The organism is Janthinobacterium sp. BCJ23 (assembly GCF_059617945.1).
The window spans coordinates 52,486-63,779 of sequence record NZ_JCAQAW010000014.1; the positions used below are offsets into that span (position 1 = coordinate 52,486).

The following is an 11,294-nucleotide window of genomic DNA, read 5'->3' on the forward strand; positions in this document are numbered from 1 at the left end:
GCGCAGCATATCACTGAGGTGCCGGCTCAGGCACTGCGGGTGGCAGTGGCGGGCGAAATGCTGGCCGCGCGCCATGCCGGGCCGTACACGGCGCCCACGCCCAGCAGCCAGAACACGAGCGCGCCGGCCAGCAGATAGCCGGGCGGCAGCCGCGCCATTTCCAGCTGGCTTACCAGCAGCTGGTTCAAGCCCAATCCCAGCAGCACGCCGCACGCCACGCCGACGCTGGTGATCATGAAATTTTCGGTCAGGAAGTAGCGCAGGATGTCGATGCGGCGGGCGCCCAGGGCGCGGCGCACGCCGATTTGTTTGCGGCGCTGCGACACCCACAGGCTGGCGATGCCGACGATGCCGCTGGCGGTGACCAGCAGCAGCAGGGTCGACACGGCGATCAGCATCCACGACAGGCCCTGGTCGGCACGGTAGCGCGCCTTGCGGTGCTGTTCCAGGGTGTCGGTGTGTACCAGCAGCCGGTCCGTGCTGGATCTGCGGATGGCCTGCTCCGCCTCCTGCATCAGGCGGTCACGCTGGCCGGGTTCGGCCCGCACGGCGTACATCAGCAGGTCGCGCCCACCCGTCAGGCGTGTCGGCAGCAGGGCCGAATACTCGCCGCGCGGCTTGGTCTGCGCGCCTTGGGTCTGCAGCCGTTCGACGACGCCGACCACGCGCAGTTCCGGGTCGTCGTTGCCGGTGCCCTGGTACAAGGTCTTGCCGACAAAGCTGGTCTCGCCGGGCCAGATCTTTTGCGCCGCCGCCCGCGTCAGTATCAGCACCTTGGGCGAGCTCTCGTCGACGTCTTCGTTGATTTCGGGCACCTCGTCGGGCCGGAAATCGCGGCCTTCGACCAATTGCAAGCCATACGTCCTGATCAGCGAATCGGGACTGACATAGGTGGACACTTCGGCGCTGGCCGAAGCCTGGCCGCGCTTGGCCGACACGCTGGTACTGTGGCCGGAGCGCGACAGCACCGCCTGCGACGTTTGCGCCACCGACATCACGCCCGGCAGCGCGCGCAGCAGTGCCGCCTGGCGCTTCTGTTCCGCCAGCTGGCGCTCATGGCTGCCGCGGTTGATGTTCTGGATACTGACGTAAAAAATATCGCTTTCGGCGGCCACGCCGGTGGGCCGCGCGGCGACGGCCTGGCGCAGGTTGACGATGTGCAGGGCGTTGGCCAGGATGGCCAGGCTGATTGCCACTTGCACCGCCACCAGGACGGCGCCGGTTTTGCTGCGCATCAGCGCCGACAGGATGGGACGGATTTCCATGCTGGACCTCATGTTGGGTAAACGATGTTCATTGGGATTTGAGCTGGATCGCCGGCGTCACCTGGCAGGCGCGCCAGGTGGGCAGCAGGCCTGCCAGCACGGCGGCCAGCACCGACATGGCAAACGTCAGCAGCAGCATCGGTATGTCCATGTGCGCGACCGTGCCCAGATCCTCCGACTGCTTGCTGACCACGGCCAGCGCGCCAAACGCCAGCAGCAGGCCCAGTACGCCACCGGCCAGGCCGATCACGGTGGTCTCGATCAGGAACTGGCGGAAGATGTCGCGCCGGGTGGCGCCCAGCGCGCGGCGGATGCCCACCTCGGACGCGCGCACGGAAAACTTCGCCAGCAGCAGGCCGATGGTATTGACCAGGCACAGCAGCAAGAAGCCGAAGGCCAGCCATGCCGCCAGCTTGTTGTCGTTGTCGACCACCTGCAAAAAACCCATCCATTCGTTCAGGTCGTACAGGCTGTTCGGCGCATTGCGCTGCATGCGCCCCAGCTTGCGCTGCTCGCCCGCATAGGCGTCCAGGTATTGTTGCAACTGGCCGCGCTCGCCGCTGCTGGCCATCTCGAACCAGAACTGCAGCCAGGTGCAGCCCGAGGCGAGCGTGCCCTGGTAGCCGGGTGCGTTATTGTCGCCGTTGCAGCTCATGCCGCCATCGTGCACGGTCTCGTGGCGGATGGCGCTGGCGAATGGAATGAAGAATTCGTCCTCCGGCCCGAATGCCCCCTTGCTGCCGATAATGTGATGGGCGCGCGGCACGACGTCCCAGGTAGCCAAGACGCCCGTCACCATGTAGGGCCGGCCCAGCACCGTGACGCGCTGGCCGACCGGATTGGCGCTGCCGACCAGTTTCTCCGACAGCGCGCGGCTGAGCACGATCACGTCGGCGCCGCTGGCGTCGTCGGCGTCGCTCCATGGCTGGCCGTACAGGAATGGCGGCTCGAACATGGCAAAGAAGTCGCGCGTGGGCGCCATGCCCTGCGCATTGAAGACGCCGATATCCTTGCGCAAGGGTTCGACCGGGCCGGCCACGCCGAACATCACGGTGCGGCGTACGCCGATTTTGCTGCGCATGAAGTTCTGGGCGTCGATATAGCTCATCTGCATTTGCGGAAAGCCCGGCTTTTCACCGGCGACATAGCCTTTCATGGGCAGGATGTCGATCATCGGCACGAACAGGCGGTCGCTCTTGTGCGGCAGCGGGTCGCCCGACATGGCGTGCAGGATGGTGACGGTGGACACGCTGGCGGCCACGCCGACGGCCAGGGTCAGTATCATCAGCGCCGTCAGGGCGCGGTTGCGGCGCAGGCTGCGCAAGCCCAAGGTGAAATAGTAGCGGAACATGGGCTCTCCTTACGCGGTCGCGGCGTGCTGCGGCCTGGCCGACAGCGTGGCGCCGTGCTGCACCAGGTCCGACACCTGGCCATCGATGATGTGCACGTTGCGCTGGCTGCGCAGCGCCAGTTCCGGATCGTGCGTGACCATCAGGATGGTGGTGCCTTGCGCGTTGATGTCTTCCAGCAGTTCCATTACGCCGCGCGCCATCTGCGTGTCCAGGTTGCCCGTCGGTTCATCGGCCAGCAGCAGCTTGGGCGAGCCGGCCAGCGCGCGCGCGATGGCCACGCGCTGCTGCTGGCCACCCGACAGTTCGGCCGGATAATGCTTCATGCGTGAGGCCAGGCCGACCTTGGCCAGCGCGTCCTCGATGCGTTCCTTGCGTTCGGCGCGGTTGAAGCCCCGGTAGCGCAGCGGCACGTCGACGTTGTCGAACAGCGACAGGTCGGGAATCAGATTAAAACCCTGGAAGATGAAGCCGAGTTTTTCATTGCGCAGGCGCGAGCGGGCGTTGTCGTCCATGCCCCTGACGTTGACGCCGTCGAGTATGTATTCGCCGTCGGTGAATTCCTCGAGCAGGCCGGCGATGTTCAGAAAGCTCGTCTTGCCCGAACCGGACGGCCCCGTGACGGTGACGAATTCACCTTGTTGCACATGGATGTCGAAGCCGCGCAGCGCGTGGGTTTCAATCATGTGGGTGCGGTAGACTTTGCTCAGGTTTTGCATGCGCAGCATGGAGGGCCTCTCAGGGTATAAGTTGAATGATGTGTCAGTTGAGCGAGACGCGGGCCGCGTTCTCGAAGTTTTCCGTGCCGGCGACGACGACCTTGTCGCCCAGCTTCAAGCCGTCGAGAATTTCCACTGATGACACGCTGGTCGCGCCCAGCTTGATCGGCGTGCGCATCGCTACGCCGTCGCGCACGACGTAGGCGAAACGGCCGCCTTCCGCTTCGACGAAGGAGCCGCGCGCCAGCATCAGCACATTCGGTTTTTCATCGATCAGCAGGCGCGCCGCCACGCGCTGGTTCTGGCGCAGGCCGGCCGGCTGTTCGCCATCGAAACGCACGCGCGCCAGCACCTGGTTTTTCACCACTTCGGGCGACAGCGCCGACAGCTTGCCGGTCGCCCGGATGGCGCCCGTTTCGATCTCGGCGCGCATGCCCAGGCCGATGTCGGCCACATAGGTTTCCGGCACCTCGAGCTCGACTTCCAGCTGCGACAGGTCGACCAGGGTCATCAGTGCCGTATTGGCTTGCACCACGCTGCGGTTGGCCACCGACAGGGTGCCGATGAAGCCGTTGACGGGCGCACGCACGGTCAGTTCATCGACCCTGCGCTGGGCGTTGTCGCGGACGAGACGCTGGCGTTCGAGTTCATTGCTCTTTGTTTTCAGGGCCAGGGTCACGTCTTCGCTTTCCAGGCCCGCCGCCTGCGAAGCGTGCTTGCTGCGGATATCGGCCGAATTCAAGGCATCCTTGGCCTTCTGGTAATCGATCTTGGCGATGATGCCCACCTGCGCCACACTCTCGTAGCGCTCCAGCGTGCGCTGTGCGGACAGGCGGTCGATTTCCGCCGTGTCGGCTTCGCGCCGCGCCAGCAATTTCTGCTTCTTGGCCAGGATCTGCTGGCGCGCCACTTCCGCCTCCAGCTGCTGTACGCTCGATTGTTCGCGCTTGAGTGCGTCGGACAGGTCCGGCGACTCCAGCACGGCCAGGATGTCGCCCTTTTTCACCGTGTCGCCCGCCTTCGCTTTCAGCGTGACGGTGGCCACCGTGGTCGAATACAGGGTGGGACTGATGGCGGCGACGACGCGGCCCGTGACGGCGGCGTCACGTATCAGGGTGCCGCGCGTGACATCGGCGATGCGCAGGCGGCTGCTGTTGACGGAATGCTCGCTGTTGCGCCAGCCGGCAACGACAGCGATGGCGCCGCCGATGATGACGACGGCGCCAGCGAGCAGCAGGGCGCGTCGCTTATAGCGCTGGCCTGGCGGAGCGGACAGTACGGCGTCTTGAGAAGAGGTATCGCGGATCATGGTCATGTCTCGTGAAGGATTTCCTTTCCAATGCACGATCCATGCCAATTGTTAAGCCTTTGATTTGGATGGGAAAAAATCCAGGCGTCCGGCTGTCCGCCGTGTCCGCGCTGTCCAAGCGGTGTCCGCGCACGCATGGCGTGCTGCAGGCCGCCAACTGCATCGTCCTGCTTGCGCAGCGCGGTTTTGATGCCGGTATCACGGACAAGGCCTGGGGACATGCGTTCCTCTGGTTTGATACTGATGTATTGACATCGTCAATACGCGTGCTAATCTTCTTGCATGGACGTCCACTTCACCCTGGGGGCTGATGCGTTTGTATGGGACGCTGCCAAGGCGCAGCTGAACCAGCGCAAGCATGGGGTTAGGTTTGAGGAGGCCGCCCAGGTGTTTGGAGACCCGCTGCTGGTTCTGGTGGAAGCCTCGCGCAATCAGGAGGCACGCGATGCCGCCATCGGCTTCGATGCTGCCGGGCGGCTGCTGTTCGTGGTACATGTCGAGATCGAGGACGTTGCCATCCGTATTATTTCCGCCCGTCTGGCGGATCAGAAGGAGGAAACTGAATATGCTGTCTGACCGCTTGAAAACCCGCTTGGCGAAAGATCGTCCCATGACGTCGATTACCCTGCGCATTCCGGTCGATGTAGTGGACGCCATGAAAGAGATCGCTCCACTACGTGGCTTTGCCGGTTATCAAACGCTGTTGAAAGCCTATCTGAGCGACGGCTTGCGCCGCGATGAGGCGCAACTGGCGCAGGGCTCGACGGCACGGCTGATCGCTGCGCTGAAAAAGCGCGGCGTGCCGGAAGCGCTGCTGCGCGATGCGGAGCGCGATGCAGAACGCAATTCCGCGGCGGCCTGAGAACCGCCCTCCGCTTACTTGTCCTGCTTCTCCGGCGTGCTCTTGTCGATCACTTCGCGGCAATCGCCGCGGATGATGGCGTTGTCGTAGTTGGTCCAGCCGTAGCTGTCGACGTAGCGCTTGTGCTGCTTGAAGCGGGCGCTGGCGATGCTCCATTCGGGCTGTTCGCCGGCAAAGCGGATGTCGCCCAGGTCGAGCAGGGTGTGAAACATGTTTTCCGTCGACAGGCGCGCCTTCTGATGGCGCCGCAGCTGCGTTACCTTGTCCGGATAGTGCTGCTGGAATTGCGGCGAATACCAGACGAAGGCGGGCACGTGGAATTCGAATTGCGTGTTGTGCCCGTGGAAGGCCAGGCGGCAAGTGCCGTCGTACAGGGTCTGGCCGTGGTCGGCCACATAGACGAGCGAGCTGCGCAGGGCGGTGCGCTGGCCGTCGTCCTTCAGCATGCCGATCACGTTCGACAGGAACCAGTCCGTGTACAGGATGGAGCTGTCGTAGCTGTTGTTCAGCTGCGGCTTGATGGCCGTGTCCGTGTAGACGGGCTTGTCGACGCCGAACAGCGACGGCTGCCACTTGTCGAAGGCCTTCGGATAGCGCTGGCTGTAGTTCCAGTGGCTGCCCAGGGTGTGCAGCACGATGAGTTTTTTCGGCGCCGGGTCGGCCAGCGCGTTCTTGAACGGGTCGAACAGGATCTGGTCGAAGTTCGAACTGTTGGTAAAGCCGCCCAGGTTCAGGAATTGCACCACGTCCGCTTCCTTGGCGAAGACGGACACGGGCGTGTCGAACTGGCCGAACGAGATCTGGTTCGACAGCCAGTAGGTCTTGAAGCCCGCTTCCTTGTAGGCGGTCAGGAAGGATTTTTCCGAGAAGCCATCCTTGAGGCTTTGCGTGGCCGGCTTGCGCGAGATGATGACGGGCACGGACAGGCGCGTGGCGGAAACGGCCGTGATGACGTCGGCCAGCGGCACCAGGTTGCTTTCCTGTTTCAGCAGGGGATTGGTGTCGCGTTCGTAGCCGTTCAAGCTCCAGCGGTCGTAGCGCGACGATTCGCCGATCACCATGACCACCACTTCCGGGCTGGTATCGGGCTGTTGCTGGTGCGCGCCGAAACGGAAGCTGCTGCTTTTCTGTCCCAGCTCGGCCAGGTACTTGCGTTCCTTGTAGAAATCGAAGCCGCGCGCGGCCAGGCCGAAGGGCCAGGAATTGCTGACGGTGTCGAAGGCGTAGGGCAGGCGCGCCCAGTGGGGCAGGCTGGGCCAGCCCAGGCCCGTTTCATCGGCGCCGGCGATGCTGGCGTTCTCCGGCTTGCTGCTTTCCTCGTCTTCCTCCTCCGTTTCATCGTCGGCCGAGCTGGCGTCGCCGAAGCCGGAGGCGCCCGCCTTGGCGCTGACCGCCGGCTTGCTTGCCTTGGCTGACGCGGCGGCGCTGTGCACGACCTTGGCCTCGAAACCGAATTCGTAGCCATACCACCAGAAGCCGCCCAGCAAGATCAGCAGCACGAAGGCGGCCGGGCGCGTCTTGCCGCGCCAATCGAGGTCGCGCGTGCGCGTGGCCGCATACCAGCTCAGGGCGCACCAGGTGATCACGCCCAGCATGACGGCGCCCATCAGCCATACTTTTTGCCCGAGGAATTCCATCGCTTCCTTGGGGCTGGTTTCGAAGATGATGCCCAGGTGGTGCGTGGAAATGCCCTGGCCATAGAAGATGAACAGGTAGATTTCCGTCGGCAGGGCCAGGAAGGCGGGCACCAGCAGCCAGTGGAAGTAGGCGGGGCGCTTGAAGATGCTCCAGACGGCCAGCCAGGCCAGCAGCTCGAACGTGAGCATCTGCCATGGATGCTCGAGCGCACGCCCCAGCAGCGCGGGGATGAAGGGCACGGCCGTCAGCGAGGCATACGTCAGGAGCAGGATCAGATTGGCGGGGCGAAGCAAGGAGCGCATAAAGGAGGGCGGGAGGGCAGCGAAAAATGTCCGCTATTATCAATCCTTTTGTTGTCTTGCGGTCACACAAGAATGTGCACGGCAGATGCTTGGCCGCAGGGAAAGAATGCCAAATCATCAATCGTTTACGCATGCCGGCATCCGCGCATCGGTGCCAAAGATTAGTCAAAATGCCACAAACACCTGCCATTTTTGCCTTTTTTTATAGCAAAAAGTGGTAAACCGATTGACCCCCTGTGGCACAAGGTCTAAACTAGCGAGTTCTCGATTTTATTCTGCTCATCGTTTACGCATTACTTGGCATTTCATGGCCGCTCCTAATCGAGTGGCTGCGGGCGCCTCCGGTGCGCAGTAGATGAAAGCGGGACGAGGTTTTAGTCGCCGGGCATCTTGCCCGGGTTATTAATCGTAGTTTTTTGTTGGATTTATAACGATGCCAACCATCAATCAATTGATTCGCAATCCACGCGTCGCTTTGACCGTGAAGAGCAAATCGCCGGCGCTGGAAAACAGCCCGCAAAAACGTGGCGTCTGCACACGTGTTTACACCACGACTCCAAAGAAGCCTAACTCGGCTCTGCGTAAAGTCGCTAAAGTTCGCCTGACCAATGGTTTCGAAGTCATTTCGTACATTGGCGGTGAAGGCCATAACCTGCAAGAGCATAGTGTTGTGCTGTTGCGCGGCGGCCGCGTCAAGGATTTGCCGGGTGTGCGTTACCACATGGTTCGCGGTGCTCTGGATACCCAAGGCGTTAAAGACCGTAAGCAATCGCGTTCGAAGTACGGTACCAAGCGCGCTAAAGCTGGCAAGAAGTAATAAGTTGTACGCAGCAAACCCAAGTTTCGCTCAGTGGCAACTAGCTAAGTGAATGTAGTCGACCGCATCTGGTCGAGTAAGTGGAAGACTATGATGGTCGTCCGCGAGTGTGCGAAGAACGCGCGCTCAACTGAAGATTGAAAGGAATTGATATGCCACGTCGTCGTGAAGTACCCAAGCGCGAAATTTTGCCAGATCCAAAATTCGGCAACACTGATGTCGCTAAATTTGTAAACGTGCTGATGCTGTCCGGTAAGAAATCGGTTGCAGAAAACATCATCTACGGTGCTTTCGAGCACATCGCAGCAAAATCGGGCAAAGATCCGCTCGAAGTTTTTGCTACCGCAATCAACAACGCCAAGCCGCTGGTTGAGGTGAAATCCCGTCGCGTCGGTGGTGCAAACTACCAGGTGCCGGTCGAAGTTCGCCCAGTCCGTCGTATGGCTCTGTCCATGCGTTGGTTGCGTGAAGCTGCTAACAAGCGCAGCGAAAAATCGATGCCACAACGCCTCGGCGGTGAGCTGATGGAAGCGGCTGAAAGCCGCGGCGGCGCGATGAAAAAACGCGACGAAGTCCATCGTATGGCTGAAGCGAACAAAGCGTTCTCGCATTTCCGCTTCTAATATAAAGCCAGCTACCGCAAGGCGGCTGTCAAGCATCTGTTGTTCGAGGCCGGGCTCATTTTTGCAAAAAAATGCTGCTCGGTTTTGTCCATTCATTTAGGATTAATTATGGCCCGCAAGACCCCCATTGAGCGCTATCGTAATATCGGTATCTCCGCTCACATCGATGCAGGTAAGACGACCACGACCGAGCGCGTCCTGTTCTACACAGGCGTGAACCACAAGCTGGGCGAAGTCCATGATGGCGCTGCCACCACCGACTGGATGGCACAAGAGCAAGAGCGCGGTATCACGATTACCTCGGCTGCTGTTACGTGCTTCTGGAAAGGCATGGCAAACAACTTCCCAGCTCACCACATCAACATCATCGACACCCCAGGCCACGTTGACTTCACCATTGAAGTGGAACGTTCGATGCGCGTGTTGGATGGCGCCTGCATGGTTTACTGTGCAGTCGGCGGCGTGCAGCCACAATCGGAAACGGTATGGCGTCAGGCTAACAAGTACAAAGTGCCACGTCTGGCCTTCGTGAACAAGATGGACCGTACCGGCGCCAACTTCTTCAAGGTCTACGATCAGATGCGTTCGCGTCTGAAAGCCAATCCAGTACCTATTCAGATGCCTATCGGCGCTGAAGACGTCTTCACCGGTGTTATCGATCTGGTCAAGATGAAAGCGGTTATCTGGGACGACGCTTCGCAAGGCATGAAGTTCGAATACGGCGACATTCCTGCACACCTGGCCGCTGATGCTGCCAAGTGGCGCGAAAACATGGTTGAAGCCGCTGCTGAAGCGTCGGAAGACCTGATGAACAAGTACCTGGAAGAAGGCGACCTCTCGGAAGAAGAGATCAAGGCTGCCCTGCGTCAGCGTACCATCGCCAGCGAAATCGTTCCAATGTTGTGCGGTACCGCCTTTAAAAACAAGGGCGTACAAGCCATGTTGGACGCGGTCATCGAGTACCTGCCATCGCCAATCGACATTCCGCCTGTCCCAGGTCTGGATGAGGACGAGCAGCCAGTCGAGCGCGCAGCTGACGACAATGAGAAATTCTCGGCATTGGCGTTCAAGATCGCAACCGATCCGTTCGTCGGTCAGTTGTGCTTCATCCGTTGCTACTCGGGTACCCTGAATTCGGGCGACTCGGTGTTGAACTCCGTGAAGCAGAAGAAAGAGCGTATCGGCCGTATCGTGCAGATGCAAGCGAACGAACGCGAAGAAATCAAGGAAATGCGCGCTGGCGACATCGCCGCTGTTGTGGGTCTGAAAGACACCACCACCGGCGATACGCTTTGCGACGAAAAAGCCAGTGTCGTTCTGGAACGCATGGTCTTCCCTGAGCCAGTGATTTCGCAGGCAGTCGAGCCAAAAACCAAGGCCGACCAGGAAAAAATGGGCCTGGCGCTGAACCGCCTGGCTGCAGAAGATCCATCGTTCCGCGTGCGTACCGATGAAGAATCGGGCCAGACCATCATCGCCGGTATGGGCGAGTTGCATCTGGACATCATCGTTGACCGCATGAAGCGCGAATTCAACGTTGAAGCGACCGTCGGCAAGCCACAAGTGGCTTACCGCGAAACGATCCGTAAAGTGTGCGAAGAGTCGGAAGGCAAATTCGTCAAGCAATCGGGTGGTCGTGGTCAATACGGTCACGTGGTTCTGAAGATCGAACCGCAAGAACCGGGCAAGGGCTTCGAATTCGTTGACGCGATCAAGGGCGGTACCGTTCCTCGCGAATACATCCCTGCAGTTGAAAAAGGTGTGCGCGACACGCTGACTTCGGGCGTGATGGCTGGTTACCCAGTCGTTGACGTGAAAGTCACGCTGTTCTTCGGTTCGTACCATGATGTTGACTCGAACGAAAATGCATTCCGCATGGCCGCTTCGATGGCATTCAAAGATGGCTGCCGCAAAGCATCGCCAGTCATCCTGGAGCCGATGATGGCCGTGGAAGTGGAAACGCCGGAAGACTACGCCGGTACCGTGATGGGCGATCTGTCGTCGCGTCGCGGCATGGTGCAAGGTATGGATGAAATTGCTGGCGGTGGCGGCAAGATCATCAAGGCCGAAGTACCTCTGTCGGAAATGTTCGGTTACGCCACATCGTTGCGTTCGTCGACCCAAGGTCGTGCGACTTACACGATGGAATTCAAGCACTATGCTGAAGCACCTAAGCATGTGACTGAAGCAATCGTAAGCTCGAAAGCTAAGTAATAGAAGTTCCGGGCCGGCTTTCACGAGAATGCCGGTCCCTACATTTAAATCATTGTTCTAAGGAAGAATAAAATGGCAAAAGGTAAATTCGAACGGACCAAGCCGCACGTCAACGTCGGCACCATCGGCCACGTCGACCACGGTAAAACCACGCTGACCGCTGCAATCGCAACGGTTCTGTCGAAGAAATTCGGCG

At 60.5% G+C, this 11,294-nt stretch carries 11 protein-coding genes; 6 read left to right on the top strand and 5 right to left on the bottom strand.

All coding sequences use genetic code 11. From position 1 onward, the window contains the following. Nucleotides 1–26: 26 nt before the first annotated feature. Genes AC54AG_RS27995 through AC54AG_RS28010 form a run of 4 tightly spaced genes read right to left on the bottom strand, consistent with a single transcriptional unit; the run spans nt 27 to nt 4,648 of the window. Complete coding sequence (locus AC54AG_RS27995; RefSeq protein WP_338680537.1) at nt 27–1,265, bottom strand: ABC transporter permease; 1,239 nt, start codon at nt 1,263–1,265, stop codon at nt 27–29. A gap of 28 nt (nt 1,266–1,293) precedes the next feature. Further along, nucleotides 1,294–2,616 carry an ABC transporter permease gene (locus AC54AG_RS28000; protein WP_070301645.1) on the bottom strand — a complete coding sequence of 441 codons (1,323 nt, stop codon included), beginning with the start codon at nt 2,614–2,616 and terminating at the stop codon, nt 1,294–1,296. Between the two features lie 9 nt (nt 2,617–2,625). After that, nucleotides 2,626–3,342 (bottom strand): ABC transporter ATP-binding protein, encoded by a 717-nt coding sequence (locus AC54AG_RS28005; protein WP_070301644.1) that lies wholly within the window; start codon nt 3,340–3,342, stop codon nt 2,626–2,628. A gap of 34 nt (nt 3,343–3,376) precedes the next feature. Continuing rightward, nucleotides 3,377–4,648, bottom strand: coding sequence for an efflux RND transporter periplasmic adaptor subunit (locus tag AC54AG_RS28010; protein ID WP_496632591.1), 1,272 nt, complete (start codon nt 4,646–4,648; stop codon nt 3,377–3,379). Nucleotides 4,649–4,924: 276 nt separating this feature from the next. Here AC54AG_RS28010 and AC54AG_RS28015 point away from each other — a divergent pair, with 276 nt between their 5' ends. Further along, nucleotides 4,925–5,218 carry a BrnT family toxin gene (locus AC54AG_RS28015; RefSeq protein WP_456129473.1) on the top strand — a complete coding sequence of 98 codons (294 nt, stop codon included), beginning with the start codon at nt 4,925–4,927 and terminating at the stop codon, nt 5,216–5,218. Next, the gene (locus tag AC54AG_RS28020; RefSeq protein ID WP_257620618.1) at nt 5,208–5,504 is read left to right on the top strand and encodes a BrnA antitoxin family protein; all 297 of its coding nucleotides are present in this window, start codon (nt 5,208–5,210) and stop codon (nt 5,502–5,504) included. The genes AC54AG_RS28015 and AC54AG_RS28020 overlap by 11 nt, the downstream gene beginning before the upstream one ends. Before the next feature lie 14 nt (nt 5,505–5,518). Here the strand turns inward: AC54AG_RS28020 and AC54AG_RS28025 are convergent, their stop codons facing one another. Then, on the bottom strand, nt 5,519–7,444 hold the full coding sequence (locus AC54AG_RS28025; protein ID WP_496632594.1) for a phosphoethanolamine transferase: 1,926 nt from the start codon (nt 7,442–7,444) through the stop codon (nt 5,519–5,521). Between the two features lie 433 nt (nt 7,445–7,877). Here AC54AG_RS28025 and rpsL point away from each other — a divergent pair, with 433 nt between their 5' ends. The 4 genes from rpsL to AC54AG_RS28045 form a co-directional block, all read left to right on the top strand. Then, complete coding sequence (gene rpsL / locus AC54AG_RS28030) at nt 7,878–8,261, top strand: 30S ribosomal protein S12 (RefSeq protein ID WP_010394376.1); 384 nt, start codon at nt 7,878–7,880, stop codon at nt 8,259–8,261. A gap of 152 nt (nt 8,262–8,413) precedes the next feature. Then, nucleotides 8,414–8,884 (top strand): 30S ribosomal protein S7, encoded by a 471-nt coding sequence (gene rpsG, locus AC54AG_RS28035; protein WP_010394377.1) that lies wholly within the window; start codon nt 8,414–8,416, stop codon nt 8,882–8,884. A gap of 108 nt (nt 8,885–8,992) precedes the next feature. Further along, complete coding sequence (fusA, locus tag AC54AG_RS28040) at nt 8,993–11,098, top strand: elongation factor G (RefSeq protein ID WP_034753184.1); 2,106 nt, start codon at nt 8,993–8,995, stop codon at nt 11,096–11,098. A gap of 72 nt (nt 11,099–11,170) precedes the next feature. Continuing rightward, nucleotides 11,171–11,294 (top strand): GTP-binding protein (locus AC54AG_RS28045; RefSeq protein WP_017454492.1); only part of this gene is annotated, 124 nt, incomplete at its 3' end.